This is a genomic window from Nocardiopsis codii (assembly GCF_036327455.1).
GTDB lineage: Bacteria > Actinomycetota > Actinomycetes > Streptosporangiales > Streptosporangiaceae > Nocardiopsis > Nocardiopsis codii.
This window is the reverse complement of sequence record NZ_JAUZMY010000014.1, coordinates 167,301-184,977: the sequence shown is the minus strand read 5'-3', so window position 1 is coordinate 184,977 and position 17,677 is coordinate 167,301. Positions and strand designations below refer to the sequence as shown.

The 17,677-nt window shown below is 70.6% G+C and carries 17 protein-coding genes; 8 read left to right on the top strand and 9 right to left on the bottom strand.

The features are described from left to right. Positions 1–184: 184 nt before the first annotated feature. From Q8791_RS16100 to Q8791_RS16085, 4 genes are all read left to right on the top strand, one after another. Positions 185–772, top strand: a complete 588-nt coding sequence (locus Q8791_RS16100) for a class I SAM-dependent methyltransferase (RefSeq protein WP_330092517.1) — start codon at positions 185–187, stop codon at positions 770–772. Between the two features lie 128 nt (positions 773–900). Beyond that, positions 901–1,392: a GNAT family N-acetyltransferase gene (locus Q8791_RS16095; protein ID WP_330092516.1), complete on the top strand. Its 492-nt coding sequence runs from the start codon at positions 901–903 to the stop codon at positions 1,390–1,392. Between the two features lie 125 nt (positions 1,393–1,517). Then, the gene (locus Q8791_RS16090) at positions 1,518–1,943 is read left to right on the top strand and encodes an ATP-binding protein (protein WP_330092515.1); all 426 of its coding nucleotides are present in this window, start codon (positions 1,518–1,520) and stop codon (positions 1,941–1,943) included. A gap of 41 nt (positions 1,944–1,984) precedes the next feature. Beyond that, positions 1,985–2,743 (top strand): RNA polymerase sigma factor SigF, encoded by a 759-nt coding sequence (locus tag Q8791_RS16085; RefSeq protein ID WP_330092529.1) that lies wholly within the window; start codon positions 1,985–1,987, stop codon positions 2,741–2,743. Between the two features lie 32 nt (positions 2,744–2,775). Here Q8791_RS16085 and Q8791_RS16080 read toward each other — a convergent pair whose 3' ends face one another. Further along, complete coding sequence (locus tag Q8791_RS16080; RefSeq protein ID WP_330092514.1) at positions 2,776–3,165, bottom strand: hypothetical protein; 390 nt, start codon at positions 3,163–3,165, stop codon at positions 2,776–2,778. Positions 3,166–3,329: 164 nt separating this feature from the next. Here Q8791_RS16080 and Q8791_RS16075 point away from each other — a divergent pair, with 164 nt between their 5' ends. Then, positions 3,330–4,262 carry a diacylglycerol/lipid kinase family protein gene (locus Q8791_RS16075; protein ID WP_330092513.1) on the top strand — a complete coding sequence of 311 codons (933 nt, stop codon included), beginning with the start codon at positions 3,330–3,332 and terminating at the stop codon, positions 4,260–4,262. Positions 4,263–4,563: 301 nt separating this feature from the next. Beyond that, complete coding sequence (locus tag Q8791_RS16070) at positions 4,564–4,821, top strand: WhiB family transcriptional regulator (RefSeq protein ID WP_330092512.1); 258 nt, start codon at positions 4,564–4,566, stop codon at positions 4,819–4,821. 205 nt (positions 4,822–5,026) lie between these two features. Here Q8791_RS16070 and Q8791_RS16065 read toward each other — a convergent pair whose 3' ends face one another. After that, positions 5,027–6,571 carry a sensor histidine kinase gene (locus tag Q8791_RS16065; RefSeq protein WP_330092511.1) on the bottom strand — a complete coding sequence of 515 codons (1,545 nt, stop codon included), beginning with the start codon at positions 6,569–6,571 and terminating at the stop codon, positions 5,027–5,029. Positions 6,572–6,714: 143 nt separating this feature from the next. Here Q8791_RS16065 and Q8791_RS16060 point away from each other — a divergent pair, with 143 nt between their 5' ends. After that, the gene (locus tag Q8791_RS16060; RefSeq protein WP_267948351.1) at positions 6,715–7,455 is read left to right on the top strand and encodes a GntR family transcriptional regulator; all 741 of its coding nucleotides are present in this window, start codon (positions 6,715–6,717) and stop codon (positions 7,453–7,455) included. 40 nt (positions 7,456–7,495) lie between these two features. On the opposite strand, the gene Q8791_RS16055 is transcribed toward Q8791_RS16060, so the two are convergent. The 4 genes from Q8791_RS16055 to Q8791_RS16040 all read right to left on the bottom strand — a co-directional run bounded on the left by Q8791_RS16055 (position 7,496) and on the right by Q8791_RS16040 (position 11,962). After that, positions 7,496–8,830, bottom strand: a complete 1,335-nt coding sequence (locus Q8791_RS16055; protein ID WP_330092528.1) for an HD-GYP domain-containing protein — start codon at positions 8,828–8,830, stop codon at positions 7,496–7,498. Then, complete coding sequence (locus tag Q8791_RS16050) at positions 8,830–10,179, bottom strand: HD-GYP domain-containing protein (RefSeq protein ID WP_330092527.1); 1,350 nt, start codon at positions 10,177–10,179, stop codon at positions 8,830–8,832. Before Q8791_RS16050 ends, Q8791_RS16055 begins: the two co-directional genes overlap by 1 nt. An 815-nt stretch (positions 10,180–10,994) precedes the next feature. Further along, positions 10,995–11,303 carry a mycothiol system anti-sigma-R factor gene (gene rsrA, locus Q8791_RS16045; protein ID WP_330092510.1) on the bottom strand — a complete coding sequence of 103 codons (309 nt, stop codon included), beginning with the start codon at positions 11,301–11,303 and terminating at the stop codon, positions 10,995–10,997. Then, positions 11,300–11,962 (bottom strand): sigma-70 family RNA polymerase sigma factor, encoded by a 663-nt coding sequence (locus Q8791_RS16040; RefSeq protein ID WP_330092509.1) that lies wholly within the window; start codon positions 11,960–11,962, stop codon positions 11,300–11,302. Before Q8791_RS16040 ends, rsrA begins: the two co-directional genes overlap by 4 nt. A 354-nt stretch (positions 11,963–12,316) precedes the next feature. Here Q8791_RS16040 and Q8791_RS16035 point away from each other — a divergent pair, with 354 nt between their 5' ends. Then, positions 12,317–13,132: a methyltransferase domain-containing protein gene (locus Q8791_RS16035; protein WP_330092508.1), complete on the top strand. Its 816-nt coding sequence runs from the start codon at positions 12,317–12,319 to the stop codon at positions 13,130–13,132. A 583-nt stretch (positions 13,133–13,715) separates the two neighbouring features. Here Q8791_RS16035 and thiC read toward each other — a convergent pair. The 3 genes from thiC to Q8791_RS16020 form a co-directional block, all read right to left on the bottom strand. Then, positions 13,716–15,413, bottom strand: a complete 1,698-nt coding sequence (thiC, locus tag Q8791_RS16030) for a phosphomethylpyrimidine synthase ThiC (protein ID WP_330092507.1) — start codon at positions 15,411–15,413, stop codon at positions 13,716–13,718. 217 nt (positions 15,414–15,630) lie between these two features. Continuing rightward, positions 15,631–16,482 (bottom strand): SOS response-associated peptidase, encoded by an 852-nt coding sequence (locus Q8791_RS16025; RefSeq protein WP_330092506.1) that lies wholly within the window; start codon positions 16,480–16,482, stop codon positions 15,631–15,633. Positions 16,483–16,578: 96 nt separating this feature from the next. After that, a complete protein-coding gene (locus Q8791_RS16020) occupies positions 16,579–17,607 on the bottom strand; it encodes a DUF3068 domain-containing protein (protein WP_330092526.1) in 1,029 nt (342 codons plus the stop codon). Positions 17,608–17,677 lie beyond the last annotated feature (70 nt).

Sequence of the window (17,677 nt, the reverse complement as noted above, 5' to 3'; positions counted from 1 at the left end):
GGCCCGGGGGGGGCCCCCCCCCCCCCGGGGGGGGGGCCCCCGCCGCCTTTCGGTCCGGAGGTCCGGGAGGTCCGGCCCGGGGCGGGAAGGCCGGAACCGGCCGGGAACGCTCCCCTCCTTCCCCTTGACCCGGAGACGGCGGGGACCCAGAGTCGTGGTGTAGGCGCCGCTGCCAGGGGGAGACATGGATTCGCGCACGGAGCACGGTCGAACGCGCGGGGAGCGGCCGACCGCCCACCACGACCACGAACGGCGTTTCCAGAGCCCGGCCATGCGCCGGACCCGGGAGATCCTGTGCGCCGGGGCACGGGGGCACACGCTGGAGGTGGCGGTGGGCACGGGCAGGAACCTGCACCACTACCCGCCGCAGGTCCAGCTCACCGGGATCGACCCCGACCCGGAGATGCTCGCCGACGCCCGGAGGAGGGCCGACGAACTGGGGATGCCCGCCCGTCTCGTCGAGGGCGACCCCCAGGACCTGGACTTCCCCGACCAGACCTTCGGCACCGTCCTGTGCACGCTGGCCCTGTGCTCCGTGCCGGACCAGCGCCGCGCCCTGGCGGAGATGTACCGGGTCCTGGTACCGGGCGGCAGGCTCCTGATGGTCGACCACATCGAGTACGCGCGCCTGCCCGGACGGCTCGTGGAACGGCGCCGCGAGCACCCGCGCCGCCTTCCCAGGGAGGTCGCCGCCGAGGTCGGGTTCGAAATCGGCCACCACGACCGCCTGCTCATGGGGCTCGTCGAACGCGTGGTCGCCCACCGGCCCTGAGTGCGTGCGGTCCGGACGGCCGGGGCGTGCTCCGTCCCGGACCGCGCGGGCGGCCCACGAACTCCTCCCCTGCCCAGCGCATACCCTGGGAGGGAACGTGTCCGCCGATCCACGACCCAGGTGATCCCATGATCCGTCCAGCCCGACCGGATGACGTGCCGGTCATCCACCAGATGATCCGGGAGCTCGCCGAGTACGAGAAGGAGCCCGAGGCCGCCGTCGCCGCCGAGGACGACCTCCGCACCGCCCTCTTCGGCCCGGACGCGTCGGTGTTCGCACACGTCGCGGAGCGCGTCGGCACGGACGGCGGCGCCGCTCCCGTCGGGTTCGCGCTCTGGTTCCGCAACTACTCCACCTGGACCGGAAAGCACGGCGTCTACCTGGAGGACCTCTACGTCCGCCAGGAGGCGCGCGGCGAGGGCCACGGCGTGGCCCTGCTCCGGACCCTGGCGGAGATCTGCGTGGAACGCGGCTACTCGCGACTGGAGTGGTCCGTGCTCGACTGGAACGAGCCCTCGATCCGCTTCTACGAGTCGCTCGGCTCCACGCCCATGAACGGGTGGACGGTCCGCCGCCTCGACGGCGACGCGCTGGCCGCCCTGGGCACCCCCCGGCCCTGAGAAGCGCCGGTCGTCCTGCGTTCGGACCGGATCCGACGGACACGATCCGTTCTCCCTGCGTCAGTGGCAGGGTGAAACGAGATACATTGCTTTCAAGCGGCAACCTCGCCCCCCGAAGGAGGGACGTGACCGAAGAAACCGCTGTGCCCACGGCCGACGCCATTGGCGTCAGGGACGCTGTCACCGTCAACATGCCCGCGGACAGCGCCTATCTGTCCGTCTTGCGGACGGCGACCGCCGGCCTGGCCGCGCGACTCGATTTCACCCTCGACGAGATCGAGGACCTGAGGATCGGTGTCGACGAGGCCTGCGCGATGCTCCTCTCCCAGGCATTGCCCGGCACAGAACTGACCACGGAATTCGAACTCACCCCCGAGGGAATGCGCATCTCCGTCTCGGTCCTCACCGCAGACGGACGCCTTCCCGCCCGCGACACCTTCGCGTGGACCGTACTGTCCGCTCTGGCGGGCGAGGTCGACTCGGGGGCCGGACCGGACGACCGCGTCTACATCGTCCTGTACAAACGCCGCGGCACCCTGGAGTCGGCGTGAGCGAAAGGGGGCCCGCTCTGACAGCGAAGACCGAACACGCGGTGCCCGACCGGGCGCGAGCGAGACTGTTGTTCGAGCGCCTTAACGAACTCGACGCGGACTCCGACGAGCGCCGCCGGATCCGCGACGAACTGGTGGAGCTCCACCTGCCCTTGGTGGAGTACCTGGCCCGCCGTTTCAGGAATCGCGGCGAGTGGCTGGACGATCTCACCCAGGTGGCCACGATCGGGCTGATCAAGTCCATCGACCGGTTCGACCTGGAACGCGGGGTGGAGTTCTCCACCTACGCGACCCCGACGATCGTCGGTGAGATCAAACGGCACTTCCGTGACAAGGGCTGGGCGGTGCGGGTTCCCCGCCGCCTCCAGGAGCTGAAGCTCTCACTCACCAAGGCGGTCAGCGACCTGTCGCAGCGGGAGGGGCGCTCCCCGACCGTCGCGGAGCTCGCCGTCCACCTCCAGATGACCGAGGAGGAGGTGCTGGAGGGCCTGGAGTCCGCCAACGCCTACTCGACGGTGTCGCTGGACGCTCCCGACAGCGGCGACGAGGACGCCCCCGCGGTGGCCGACTCGCTGGGCATCGTGGACGAGTCCCTGGAGGGCGTGGAGTACCGGGAGTCGCTCAAGCCTCTCCTGGAACAGCTCCCGCCGCGGGAGAAGCGCATCCTGCTGCTGCGCTTCTTCGGCAACATGACCCAGTCGCAGATCGCCCAGGAACTGGGGATCTCGCAGATGCACGTGTCCCGTCTGCTGGCACGGACCCTGGCGCAGCTGCGCCAGGCGCTGACCACGGACGACTGACCGGGCGACGGTCGCCGCGGGCGGCCGCGGAGCTACCTCCCCCGGTCCTCGGGGAAGAGCACCGCGGTCGTCGGCGGCGACAGCACAGCGGCGGAGGCGCAGACGGCCACGCCCAGGAGCACCGCCCCGAGCGCGTACTGCTCGCTGGTGAACATGTAGTAGGACACCACCGCGAGGAAGAGCTGCGTGACGAACACCGGCGTCCGCGCCCACTCCCTGAGCTGCCAGAGTCCGCGCGCGACGAACACGAGCAGCGCGCCGACGCCCAGCCCCAGTGCGGCCAGCGGGATCGCGTTGGTGAGGTCGCCGGCCCGGCCCGTGACGGCGGTGGCGAGGCTGTAGAGGCCGCCTGCCGCCGCGGCCAGCCCGATCAGGGCCTCCAGCGCTGCTGCGACGACGACGGTGACGGGACGAGAAGACACCCGACGAGCCTATACGCGCTTCCGGCCGACCGCCCCCCGGCCCTGGTGTTCCGTGTCCCGCGCACCGCGGAACGGGGCTGAGCGCGGCGCGACGGTGGATACCGACAAGTAACCCTTGCGGGGTACGGCGGGTTCCGCACCCCCCGAACGCCTACACTGAGCGGGTGCGCGCCCTATTCATCGTGAACCCCCAGGCGACCACGACCACGTCACGGACCCGTGAGGTGATCCTGGGCGCCCTGGCCTCGGAGCTGGACATCACCGTCGCCGAGACCGAGTACCGCGACCACGCCGTGGTCCTCGCCCGCGAGGCCGCGGCCGACGGCCACGAGCTGGTGTTGAGCCTCGGCGGCGACGGCACCGTCAACGAGGTGGTCAACGGTCTCCTGGCGACTCCGGAAGGACTCAAGCGCCCCCGCTACGCGGTGATCCCCGGCGGCAGCGCCAACGTGTTCATCCGTGCCCTCGGCGTGCCCGGAGATCCGGTCGAGGCGACCGGGGCGGTGCTCGAAGCGGTCCGGGAGGGGCGCGAGCGCGAGATCAACCTCGGGCGTATCACCAGCGATCAGGACGACCGCTACTTCACTTTCTGTGCCGGTTTCGGCTGGGACGCGGATGTGGTCCAGCAGGTGGAACACGAGCGGGCGAACGGCCGCAAGGCCACCCCGGCCCTCTACGCGGAAGTCGCGGTAAAGCTCTTCTTCCAGGGCGATATCCGCGATCCGTCACTAAGCGTGGTCAGTCGCGGAAGGACCCTCGAAGAGGTGTATTTCGCGCTCGTCACGAACACCACACCGTGGACGTACGCGGGCGCCCTGCCCCTTCAGCCGACGCCCGCTTCCCGTTTCGAGCTGGGACTGGACGCTTTCGCTCTCACGCACTCGTCACATGCGCTCACTGGCTGGGTACTTTCCCAAATGTTCTTCCCCAAAGGGCTTCCGGCGCGCGGTGACGGCTACGCCACGTGGCATGACCAGGACTCTCTCCTCATCTCGTCGTCGCACCCCAGGGCGTTCCAAATCGACGGCGAATACCTGGGAGAGCGAGAGCAGGTCAACTTCCACTCTGTACCGAAGGCATTACGAATCGTCTGTTAATTGCGTCGATAGAGACCATTAGCAAGCACTGTGACGCACCCGACACGCCGATCAGGACCTTCGGCCTCGGCACCTCTTGCATGGCCCGGGGAACCCTGGCACGCTCAAGATATCGCCGCGAGTTACGGGCGAGTTAATTTGGGCGCTTCCCACATGGCCGTGGGGTGAAACCTGAACCACCTCGGCCTGGACATCCTCCGATGGGACCCATCCATCGGGCGCCCTTCGCACAATCCGCACACGCGCACGATCGTGAAAAGCTTCACAAGCCACGATCGCCTCACCGTGAGGAGTGGACCGCATGGACTGGCGCCATGACGCAGCCTGCCGTGACGAAGACCCTGAACTCTTCTTTCCCATCGGCAATTTCGGCCCCGCACTGATCCAGATCGAGGAAGCGAAGACGGTCTGTCAGCGCTGCCCCGTCAGCTCCGCCTGTCTGAAGTGGGCGCTGGAGAGCGGTCAGGACGGCGGCGTCTGGGGCGGCACCAGCGAGGACGAGCGCCGCCTGCTCAAGAAGCGCCGCGGCTCCCCGCACCGCTCCATGGTCCGCAGCTGACCCACCTCCCGCCGCACCCACGGCACCGGCGGTACACCGCCGCACCGGTACACCCCCTCCGGTGACACCGGCGGATTCCCCGCGGCGGAACCCGCCGCGGGAGGCACGTCCCAGAGACGACGCACCCCGTACGGACACGGGGAGCACGTGAGGTCCCCGCGGCGCGGCGGGGACTGCGCCCCCGCCACCTCCGGGACGCACGCCCTCAGGGCACCTCTCCCTCCTCGCGCTCCAGCGGAAGGCTGATGGCGACCTCGGTCCCACCGCTCTCCATCGGCTTGATCGCCAGGGTTCCCCCCAGCTCGCCCACGATGAGGGTCCGCACGATCTGAAGGCCCAGGCTCGTGGTGCCCTCCAGGTCGAAGTCGAGGGGCAGACCGCCGCCGTCGTCGGACACGGCCAGCTCCAGGCTCCCCGACCCCGGGTAGGCGGGCTCGGCGTCGAACCGGCGCACCCGCACCTCGATCCGCCCCGGCCCCTGCTCCAGTCCGTGCTCCACGGCGTTCTGCACGAGCTCGGCGAGCACCATCGACAGCGGCGTCGCCACCAGGGCGTTCAGCAGCCCGAACCCGCCGACCCGGCGCGGCACCACCGTTCCGCCCGTCGAGGAGACCTCCGCCGCCATCTGGATCACCCGGTCGGCGATGTCGTCGAAGTCCACGACCTCGTCCGGGGTGTGCGAGAGCATCTCGTGCACGATCGCGATGGAGCCGACCCGGCCCACCGCCTCGTCCAGTGCCGCCCGCGCCTCCGGCACGTCCAGGCGCCGCGACTGGAGCCGCAGCAGGGCGGCCACCGTCTGGAGGTTGTTCTTGACCCGGTGGTGGATCTCCCGGATGGTGGCGTCCTTGGTCATCAGCTCCCGCTCGCGGCGCCGCAGCTCCGTGACGTCGCGGACCATGACCAGCGCGCCGATGCGCACCCCGTCGATGACCAGCGGGATGGCGCGCAGCTGCACGGTGACCCCGCGGGTCTCCACCTCCGCCTCCTGCGGCGCACGGCCGCTCGCGGTGTACGTGAGGGCCTCGTCCCTCGCCTCCCCCGTCGCGGCCAGTTCCAGCGTGGTGCGGTCCAGGCGCGCGCCCACGAGGTCGGCGGCCAGCCCGAGCCTGCGGTAGGCGGACAGGGCGTTGGGACTGGCGTAGACCACCTCGCCGTTCTGGTCCAGCCGCAGGAGTCCGTCGCCCACGCGCGGGGAGCGCACCATCAGCGGCCCCTGGTCGCTGAACGGGAACGCCCCCTCGGCGATCATCTGCGCCAGGTCGCCCGCGCTCTGGAGGTAGGTCAGCTCCAGGCGGCTGGGCGTGCGCGCGGAACTCAGGTTGGTGCTGCGCTGGATGACGCCGATGAGGTTGCCCTCGCGGCGCACCGGGATGGTCTCCTCCCGCACGGGGACCCCGCCCGACCAGTCCGGGTCGCCGTCGCGGCATATCCGCCCCTCCGCCCAGGCGCGGTCGATGAGGGCCCTGCGGCCGACCGCGCGCGGCGCCGTCCGCGACGTGACATCCGTCATGTCGTCCAGGACGACGGCCTCGACCAGGTCGTCCTGGAAGGCGGTCGGACCGGTGGTGGGACGCATCTGGGCGATCGCCACCCAGCCGTCGTCGTCGCGCAGGCGCACCCACAGGACGAGGTCCGCGAAGGACAGGTCCGCGAGGAGCTGCCAGTCGGAGACCAGGGAGTGGATCCACTCGAGGTCCGCTTGTTTGAGTGACGTGTGTCGCCAGATGAGATCACTGAGGTGAGGCACTCACAAATCATCCCATGAAGGCGTGCATACTCAAGGGGTACGCACTCGACCAGTGGTCCACACCAATCGGCGGCCGCCCGCCCGCCGTACCGGCCACGCCGGCGGGTGTGTGCGGCAAGCGCGGGACGCGGCGGAGGAGACTGATGACTGGTCAGCGCACACTGGACGGCAACCCCCGGGTGCCGAAGTACTACCAGGTGAAGAAGCAGCTGCTGGAGCTGATCGAGGCGATGCCCGCCGGCAACCCGGTCCCCCCGGAGCGGGCACTGGCGACCCAGTTCGGCACGTCCCGGACCACGGTGCGCCAGGCTCTGACCGAGATGGTCGTGGAGGGCCGCCTCCTGCGCATCCAGGGCAAGGGCACGTTCGTGGCCAAGCCGAAGGTCGCCCAGGTGCTCCAGCTCACCAGCTACACGCAGGAGATGCGCGCGCACGGCCTGCACCCGGCGACGCGCATCCTGGACGTGAGCTACATCAACGCCGACGACCAGCTCGCCGAACTCCTCGCGATCCGCTCGGGCGGTCGCGTGCTGCGCATCGAGCGGCTGCGCCTGGCCAACGGCGAGCCCATGGCCGTGGAGACCGCGCACCTCGCCGCGCGGCGCTTTCCGGGCCTTCGGCGCCAGTTGGACCGCTACGCGTCGCTGTACGAGGCGCTGGCGAGCGCCTACGACGTGTCCCTGGCCGAGGCGGAGGCCTCGATCGAGACGGTCCTGGCGACCCCCAACGAGGCGCGGCTGCTCGGCGTGGACGTCGGCCTGCCCCTCGTGCTGCACTGCCAGCACAGCTTCGACGGGGACGGCCACCCGGTGGAGTGGGTGCGCTCGCTGTACCGCGGCGACCGCTACAAGTTCGTCACGCGCCTGCGCCCGCCCCTGGACTGACGTCCGCCGGAGCACCCGCGGGGCCGTCGGCGGGTGCGGCTCAGACCCGGGCGAGCACCGACGACAGGGCGTCGACCACGCGGGGGTCGTACTCGCTGTCCGTGTCCATCCTCAGCCGCTCCAGCACCGCGGTGCGGCGCTCGGCGTCCCCGTTCTCACCCACGAGGTCGTCGAACGCGTTGGCGACCTTGATGATCCTGCTGCCCAGGGGCGGTACCCCCTCGTCCCCGTCTCCGGCGAGCGGCTCGCACTGGCGCCGGACCATCTCCGCGACGTTGTCCAGCACACCGGTCTCCCGGATGATCGCGGACCCGAGTTCGGCTATGCGCCTCTGCTCCCTCGGGGAGGCGAGGAGGGTCGCGCCGCCCGCGATGGGCTCCCTGAGCGACAGCTGGCCGATGTCGTGCATGAGAGCCGCGTACTCCAGCTCCAGCAGCTCCGCCTCCGCCAGCCCCAGCTCACAGGCGATCCCGTGGGACAGCTGGCTGACCCGGCGCGAGTGGCCGTTCTCCACGTAGCCGCCCACCTCGGTCACCCGGGACAGGGCCCGCACGGTCTCCAGGTAGGTGCGCCGCACCTCCGCGTGGCGGCGGAAGGCCGCCTGCGACACCAGCAGCGGCGCAGTGAACACCAGGAGTCCGACCAGGCCTGTGACCGTGCAGGCGAGCGCGATCAGCACCCCGCTGGAACCGATCGCGGCGCCCGTGGCGAACTGGGCGCGCAACTCGTCGCGGACCGCGACCAGGAGTCGGGTGCGCAGGCGCTCAGCCCTGAGCACCGCCGCCACGAGCGAGTCCGCGAACCAGGTCAGCAGCACCAGGACGGCCATCAGCAGCGTGGCCGTCACCGAGGGCCCCACCAGCTCCAGCTGCTCGGCCACCGGCCGGAAGGCCACCGCGAGCACCGTTGCCGCCAACACCCGCCGGGCCGCGTCCTCGACCCGGGGGCTGCGCCCCACCGCGACGTGCGGCAGCTCACCCAGGGCCACGCCCAGGGCGACCACGGCCACCACCTGCCAGGCGGAGTGGTGGAGCGGCCCCGCTCCGAGGGTCAGCAGGAAGGCGTAGCTGATCGCACCGGCCGAGGCGATCGGCGCGACCTCGCGGGACCCCGGCAGGGTGATGCGGGCCAGCTCACCGACGGCGATGACGAGGCAGAAGGCGAGCGCGACGTAGGGCTCGACGAAACCGGTGGCGGCCGTCCACACCAGGGCGAGCAGGGCGCCGGCCCCCACCGAGCCGACGAGCACGGCGCGGAACGGCCGGGGGGTCCGCCAGATCGGACCGCGCGGGCGCTGGTGGCTCATGGCCCCGCCCTCGGGTCCGCTCAGCGGCGGGCGCGACGTCCCCGCTCCGTCGGACTGCTTCTGCGTCATCATCGGTCGCTCCCGCCCGTCACCGCGTCGGCGGGCGCTGACGTGTCGGCTGTTGCGCCCTCCGCGCCCACCCCGTCGTCGGCGGGTACGTCCGCCGGTACCGGACAGGTCCGGTTCGTGGGGTCGGCCTCGGTGTAGCAGCCGCCCGGGGGCTCGGCGATGTCCGGCGTCTCCCAGCCCTCGCGTTCGACCGCGCGCACGAGTGCCTCGACCATCCGCGGGTCGAACTGGGTCCCGGCGCAAGCGCGCAGTTCGACGATGGCGTCCTCCGCCGACCACGCCTGCCGGTAGGAGCGCGTGGAGGTGAGGCAGTCGAAGACGTCGGCGACGCTGATGATGCGGGCGGACTCGGGGATCTCCATCCCGACCAGCCCCATGGGGTAGCCGCGCCCGTCGAGGCGCTCGTGGTGGTGGCGGATCCCGGCCAGGGCCTCGTCCAGGAAGCTGATCTCCCGGACGATCTCGTAGCCCCGCGTCGGGTGGAGTTTGATGGCCGCGTACTCGTCGTCGGTGAGTTTGCCCGTCTTCTGCAACACCTTGGTGGGTACTCCGAGCTTGCCGATGTCGTGCAGCATTCCGGCGTAACGGATTTTCTGCACCCGCTCGGCGGGCATACCCAGTTCGCGGGCGATCATTGCGGCGCCCTCGGCGACGCGCATGCAGTGGCCCCGGGTGTAGTAGTCCTTGGTCTCCACCGCCTGGCAGAGCGTGGCGAGGGTCGCCTCGTGGGCGCGCGCCTCGTCCAGCTGCTGGGCGAAGGTCCAGCGTGCGATGAACAGGGGCAGCAGGACCAGGAGCGGGGCGACGAGCCCGACCCCTCCCCAGACCGCCGCGATGGCGAGCCCCAGCATCTGGTAGCCCATGGACGACAGTTCCACGGCGACCAGCGGCCGCCAGTGGAGCCTGCTCCGGTTCCCGGCCCTCACGACCCCCAGCGTCCACATGAGGACGCCCATGAGGACGGAGTTGATGAGGGAGTGGGTCAGGACGGCACCGATGTAGGGGAGCACCACGGCCGGGAAGTCCTCCCGGCCCGGTTCCCCCACCGTTCCGCCGAGCAGAAGGTAGACGTGTCCGGCCGCGTAGGCCGCCAGTGCGAACTGTGCGCCGTTGAAGGCCCTCTTGACGAGATCCAGCCTGCGGATCGTGAGGCAGGAGGCGAAACCGACCACCGCCGCCCCGACCGGTCCGACCAGGACGACCGCTGCCAGGGCGACCGCAGAGCTCGGTGATATCCCCGCCCTGACGCCCTTGAGGACGGCAGTGCTGATCGACTCCGCGACCACGAAGAGGATCGCTATGAGGACCAGCGTCTGCAGATCGATCCCCGAGTAGGGACCGACGAGCAGGACGGCGACAGCACTGACAACGATGATTCCGACGTAGACACGCGCGCCCCGAGGAAGAGCCCGCACCCCCGTTCACCCCCCGCCAATGACGACCGGACTGTCATGGTTTCACCGGTTCTGTTCTACCACCAGGACCACCCGGTGAAGGCGGATACGACCCAAAGAACCCCGATCGCGGTGTAGAGCATGCTGATGAACATCATTGTTCCCCTCTCCCCGACGCGGACGCACCACCATTCCCCCGGGCACGCCGCGTAAATTACCCCATTCGTTGGATATGGCTTCCAGTTTAACGGGCAACAGCAGGCTCCTGATTACCCCCGACCCGAACCATCCACACCTCAGAGCTCCACGGCGGGAACAAGTTCCGGAATATGGAATTACGAATTCAATTAGTAATTCACCATAGTCACCCTGAGTCACCGCCCATCGATGGACAAGCAGGGCGGACCGCCCACGGCCAAGCGGATTGCACTCTACCCACCCAACCAAGATCACCTCGAACAACTACGGAACGTAGTCACGCGAAACAGGGCAGGAGGCCTGCGGGAAAAATCATTCCGAGTCGGTTACGGCCGGGAACGGACCCGACCTTCCGGGCGTGTCGGGGAACACGTGAAGAAGGACAGTCGGTCCTCGGGTGACCAAAACCCCGACAGTCAGGGGGAATCCGCGAAGGCCTTTACACAAAAGCCCTCAAAAGCCACACAAGGCAGCAGAATAAGCCAATTCAGAAATGGGGCACAAAATAGACAGTGGCGGAAGCTGGAATTCCAGCTTCCGCCACAGCGTGCGTCAGATGCGGGTCGCGGGCCTCAGGCGGGCGCCCCCGGGGCCTCCACACCGGCCTCCTTGGCCACCTGCTCCGTGCGGGCCCGGGCCAGGCGCCCGAGCACCTTGTCGCGCAGGTCCATCGGGACGGGGTCGCACCCGCAGTGCTTGGCCACGAGCTTCTTCACCGCCTCGTCGAGCCCGTACTCCTCCAGGCAGGGGCTGCACCCGTCCAGGTGCAGCCTGATCTGCTCGCAGTTGCGCTCCTCCAGCTCACCGTCGATGTAGGTGTAGAGCTTGTCGAGCACCTCGCTGCACGGGGTGTCGCTGTGTTCGCCGTGGCCGCCGCTCATCGCAGATCTCCTCGATCCGACCCGTCCTGTCCCGCACTCGCGGACGTTCCCGAGGCGATCCCGGCTGCCGCGGCCGCCCGCGCCGGCAGGAAACCGCGCTCCGCCGCGTACTCCTCCAGGTGCGACCGGAGCTGGCGACGGCCCCTGTGCAGACGGGACATGACCGTCCCGATCGGCGTCCCCATGATCTCCGCGACCTCCTTGTACGCGAATCCCTCGACGTCGGCGAGGTAGACGGCGATCCGGAAGTCCTCGGGCAACTCCTGCAGGGCCCGCTTGACGTCGCTGTCGGGGAGGTGTTCGAGGGCCTCGGCCTCGGCCGACTTCAGGCCGGCCGCGGTGTGCGACGCGGCCTGCGCCAGCTGCCAGTCCTCGACGTCCTCGGTTCCCGCCTGCTTCGGCTCGCGCTGCTTCTTGCGATAGGAGTTGATGAAGGTGTTGGTGAGGATGCGGTACAGCCACGCCTTGAGGTTCGTCCCCTGTTTGAACTGGTGGAACGAACCGAACGCCTTGGCGAAGGTCTCCTGGACGAGGTCCTCCGCGTCAGCGGGGTTGCGTGTCATCCGCAACGCCGCGGAGTAGAGCTGGTCGAGGAAGGGGAGCACGTCCCTCTCGAACCGCTCGTCCCTCTCCTCGGCTGTCTCCTGGCCCTGTTCCAAGCCCGTCGGCCTCCTCGCACTGGTCCCAGCTGGGGCATCCATACCCCAACGATACGGTCCCGTGGCCTGGCCCCGCGCACCGCCACCGCGTGGCGGCGACACCGCGTCCTCCCGCGCGAGACATGAACCGGCAGTCGGCATGGTCTGTTGACCCTCCTCATACGACTCTCATCCGCCCCGGGCGTCCGCTTTCCGCGGCGGTGTGGAGGACAACAACGTTCGCGCCGAGCTGATTCCGCGCCGCCGGGGACGAAGGTCCCTTACCCGCCCGAAATTGTCGTTTGCCTCCGTCAACGGAGGTGAGGCATGGGAGAGTGCGGGTAGGACAACTTGAAGGATGGGAGAGGAGCGCACGTGCAACCGTCCTCAACCCCTGCCTCCGAACGCCACCGCTCACCCGCGGCGCAGTTCGCCACCCCCGACCGCCTGTCGGACTACTGGCGGTTCTACTGGGCGGTCGCGGAGGCGCAGATCGCCCGGTGGCTCCCCGACGCCCCCTCCCGCCTCCTCGACGTGTCCAGCCCCGACTACCAGGGCACGGCCCGCGCGGTGGCCGCCGGCCACGACGTCGTGACCCTGCTCCCCTCCGTCGACATGGCGGTGCGCCGTCCGCTGACCCTCGTCAACGGGCGCGCGATGGTGCCGCGCCCGGCGCGGCGCGGACGCCTGCGCCACGTCGTCGGGGACTCGGCCTTCCTGCGCAACTTCGCCTCCGAGGTCTTCGACGGGGTGATCGCCGACAACCGGGTGCTCTCCCGCCATCTGGCCACCGAGTCGTCCGTGGCCGAGATCGCCCGTGTGCTGCGCCCGGGCGGGCGGGCCCTGCTGTGCGTGGACTCGGTCGTGCTGGGCATGGCGCTGCTCGCCGAACAGGACTGCTGGCCCGAGCTCAGCCACGCGCCGAGCGCCGACGTGCTCCTGGTCCCCTGGCCCGACGGTTCCATCACGCGGTGCTTCACCGCCGAACAGCTCACCGAGACGCTCTCGGACGCGGGGCTGGAGCTGGAGTGGGTCAAGCCCCGCACCGTGCTGTCCGCCTCCACCGTGGAGATGATGCTGGCCCGCGACCCGAGGTCGATGGGGCGCCTGGTGGAGATGGAGCTGCGGGCGACCGAGTCCGACGACTACGTCGGCGTGCACCTGGTGGCCAGCGCCCGCAAGCCCGGCTAGACCGCGCTCCCCGCCCCCGGGGGCGGAGCCCTCCGGGAAACTTTCCCCAGGGCTCCCCCGCCCCGGGGGCGGGCTCCGCGACAGCGATGCGCGGGGGGCCACCGCCGGGGCGCTGGTCGACGACGTGTCCGACGACGTCGCGTCCACAAGCGGGCCCCGCGGCTGCCGGGGCCTTCTGGACTCCACGGAGCCACAGGTGCGGGGGATGTGCGAGGGCGACGAGATTTTTTCGGGACCGGTGGTGCTCGTGGGAGTTCCGGTTCGTGCCGGGGGCTCCGTCCGCGCCGCGACGCCGGGGCTGTCAGGCGGGCGCGGACCACTCCGCCCGGCCCGTCGGTCGCGGTCACCGGCGCCTCGGGGCCGATGGCGGCGGCGCCCGGGGCGCCGGAGACATACGGGTGCGGGGCCGGCTCCGGACCGGGGCCTCCCGCCCCGACCGGACCGACCCCGCTGGGCCGGAGCCCCGCGGCGTGGACGCGGGACCGGCGGGAGGCCTTCACCGGGTGGTCGGGGCACCGGGATCACCACCGGTTCCACCCTGCGATCAGCGGCCCTCCGCCGCCCGTGTTCCTGACCTCTGAGGTCAGGGCATCTGGTCCGCGAGGGGGAGGTACACGCGCTTGCCCTGTTCGGAGAACTCCGTGGACTTGTCGGCCATGCCGCGCTCGATGGCGGCGACGGTGTCCAGCCCGTGCTCCTCCGCGTAGCGGCGCACGTCCTGGGTGATCTTCATGGAGCAGAACTTGGGGCCGCACATGGAACAGAAGTGCGCGGTCTTGGCCGGTTCGGCGGGCAGGGTCTCGTCGTGGAAGGACTGGGCGGTCTCCGGGTCCAGGGCCAGGTGGAACTGGTCCTGCCAGCGGAACTCGAACCGTGCGCGGGACAGCTCGTCGTCCCACTCCTGCGCCCCGGGGTGCCCCTTGGCGAGGTCCGCGGCGTGCGCGGCGAGCTTGTAGGTGATGACGCCGGTCTTGACGTCGTCGCGGTCGGGAAGCCCCAGGTGCTCCTTGGGGGTGACATAGCAGAGCATCGCCGTGCCGAGCCAGCCGATCTGCGCGGCGCCGATCGCCGAGGTGATGTGGTCGTAGCCGGGGGCGACGTCGGTGGTCAGGGGGCCGAGCGTGTAGAACGGCGCCTCGCCGCACAGCTCCTCCTCCAGGCGCACGTTCTCCGCGATCCTGTGCATGGGGACGTGTCCGGGCCCCTCGATCATCACCTGTACGTCGTGGGCGCGGGCGACGTGGGTGAGCTCGCCCAGGGTGCGGAGCTCGGCGAACTGGGCCTCGTCGTTGGCGTCGGCGATCGACCCGGGGCGCAGCCCGTCTCCGAGGGAGAAGGTGACGTCGTACTCCCGGAGGATCTCGCACAGCTCCTCGAAGTGGGTGTACAGGAAGCTCTCCCGGTGGTGGGCCAGGCACCAGGCGGCCATGATGGAGCCGCCGCGCGAGACGATGCCGGTGACCCGGCGGGCGGTGAGCGGCACGTACCGCAGCAGCACCCCGGCGTGGACGGTCATGTAGTCCACGCCCTGCTCGCACTGCTCGATGACGGTGTCCCGGTAGACCTCCCAGCTGAGCGCGGCCGGGTCGCCGTCGACCTTCTCCAGTGCCTGGTAGACGGGCACGGTGCCGATCGGGACCGGAGAGTTGCGCAGGATGCGCTCGCGGGTCTCGTGGATGCGCTTGCCCGTGGACAGGTCCATGACGGTGTCGGCGCCCCAGCGGGTCGCCCAGACCATCTTCTCGACCTCCTCGGGGACGGAGGAGGTGACGGCGGAGTTGCCGATGTTGGCGTTGATCTTGACCAGGAAGTTCTTGCCGATGATCATCGGCTCGGACTCGGGGTGGCACCGGTTGGCGGGGATGACCGCGCGGCCGAGGGCCACCTCGGAGCGGACGAACTCGGGGTCGACTCCCTCGCGTTCGGCCACGAAGCGCATCTCGGGGGTGAGGGTTCCGGCCTTCGCGCGGGCGAGCTGGGTGACCGCGCCGCCGACCGGGGGTCGGTCTCCGGACCAGGCGCGGCGGGTCGGGGGAAGGCCCCGGTGGACGTCCACGGACACGGTGTCGTCGGTGTAGGGGCCGGAGGTGTCGTACAGATCGAAGTGGCTGCCGTTGCTGAGTCCCACCCTGCGCCGCGGCACGCGGAGTTCGTGTCCCTCGGGGGTCACGACCTCACGATAGACCTTGGATGATCCCATGATGGGACCAGTGGTCACCTGGTGGCCATCGGTGCTGGAACCGCTGGTGGAACTGACGTCACGACCGTCAGTAGCCGTCATGGCATGCCTCCCTACGTCGGAATTACCCGAACAGGTTCTGCGGTCGGCGACACCGTCGAGTCGCCCTCTCAGCCCGCCATGGCGCGAGCTCCCGCGTTGCGTATTCACATGTGTCGGCACGTCGAACGCGCCGAGGCACCTCGATCCCGGTGCCGGGGCCCTGGGGCCCCGCACACCATACACAGGACGGCCCCTGGCGTGTCCACAGTTCCGGGGGTCAGAAAAGTGTCCCCGGTTCGCCACCCCCGGTGTCGGCGAGGGGTTCGAGGAGGTCGGGACTGTTGTTCTTGATGGTGTTGACGTCGGTGGACACCTCGTCGACGGCGAACCGGTCGACGGGGGTCTCCCCCAGCAGGTGCGCCAGGTCGTCGGCACCGGAGGCGGGGTCCAGCCAGACGTCCCAGTCCTCGGGTGGTACGACGACCGGCATGCGCTCGTGGATGTGGGCGAGCTCGGGCGCCGCCTCGGTGGTGATGACCGCGCAGCTCCACACCCAGGCGGCGGGGTCGTCCTCGGCCGCCTCCGGGTCGCGCCAGCGCTCGAAGATGCCCGCCAGAGCCAGGGGCCGGTCGTCCCGGTAGTGGATGGAGTAGGGCTTCTTGTCGGCCTTGGCCTTGCGCTTCTTGTGCTGGGGGTCGGTCGCGGGCGAGGTGCTGGCCTGTGTGGTGCCGTCCTTGCCGACGAGCTGCCACTCGTAGTAGGCGTCGGCGGGCAGCAGGCACCGGCGGCGCCGGTACGCGCTGCGGAAGGCCGGCTTGTCAGCGACCGTCTCGCCGCGCGCGTTGATCATCCGGTAGCCGACGTTGCGGTCCTTGGCCCAGGAGGGGACCAGGCCCCAGCGCAGGGTGTGCAGGGACCTCGGGCCCGGCGGCCCCTGGTCGTCGGCCCGGGGCGGCGGTCCGAGCACGGCGTACACGGGCCTGCCGGGCGAGATGTTGTAGTCCGGCTCCAGTTCCTCCAGGGGCGGCCACGACGCGGCGGGCGCGTCCTCGGGGACGGCCTGCTCGGGCAGCGCGAAGGCGAGCCGCAACTGGTGGACGCTCCGGGACTGGGCATAACGACCGCACATGCCTCCGATACTACGACGCGGCCCCGTCGGTCCCCCGCGAGACACCGGCGTGCACCGCGGGCCGCACTTCCGGTGACGGCGTCGGGCGGGTCCGGCTCACCACTGGGGGTCCCGGGGCTCACGGGGTTCCCGGGACCGCCTGCGCCCGCGGGTCCGGACGGGAGCGTCCCGGACGACGGTGTCGGAGTCCCGGCTCCGCGCGCGGGCGGCGATCCGCCCGCCGCCCGCGGGAGCGCCGCCCTCGCCGCGTCCGCGCCAGGCCTGGACCAGACCGACCAGCACCGCCAGGCCGCCCAGCGGTCCCAGGGTCCACGGCGCCCACGAGTCCAGGGCACGCAGCAGCACCGACCGGACACGGGCCTGCTCGGCGTAGCCGGCGACCTGGTTGTCCGCCATGACCAGTTCCGTGTACAGGAGGGGCGCCTCGCCCTCGCCGTCCTGCGGACGCAGGGTCTCCGAACGGGTCTCGTGGGCGTCGACCACGATCCCGCTGACCGGTTCCACCCAGAAGGTGCGGCTCACCTCCAGCCACCGCGTGGCGGTCACCGTCCCCGGAGCCCCCTCCCGGAACAGGTCGGCGGGCACGGGGCGCGCCGACTCCGGGACCTGGACGGCCTCGACCCACTGGCTGTACCTGCGCACCGGGATCCCGGCGACCTCGTCCCGCTCCTGGAACTCCAGCATCGGCGCCGACCGCGCCTCCGCGTCGTAGAAGGGGTGGTCGCCCTCCGGGGCACCCGGCGGCCAGGAGTACACCAGACCGGCCTGGCGGACCGCGCGGTCGCCGTTGACGTGTTCGCCGCAGCAGTTGACCGCCCTGCCGGTCTCCCGGTCCACGATGACCCGCCGGCTCCAGTGGTCGATCATCCGGTCGGGTACCGAGGCGTCCACGGACACCTCCCACGCCGACCAGTCCCCGCCGTGGGCGGAGCCGTCCACACGCGTGACCCGGGTGAGCTCCGCGGCGTCCACCCACCTCCACGTGGACGTGTCGAGGTAGCCGGCGTCCTCGTCGACCATCCTGATGTCGAACTCGGTCTCCGACGGCAGCAGGGCGATCCGCTCGTGCGCGTACAGGGGCAGCAGGGCGGCCAGTGTCAGCAGGAACGCCCCCAGGGCCACCATGACCGTGCCCCGCGGCAGGGAGCGCCCGGGGGCGCCCGCGGGGCCGACCTGGCCCCCGGGATCCGCCCCG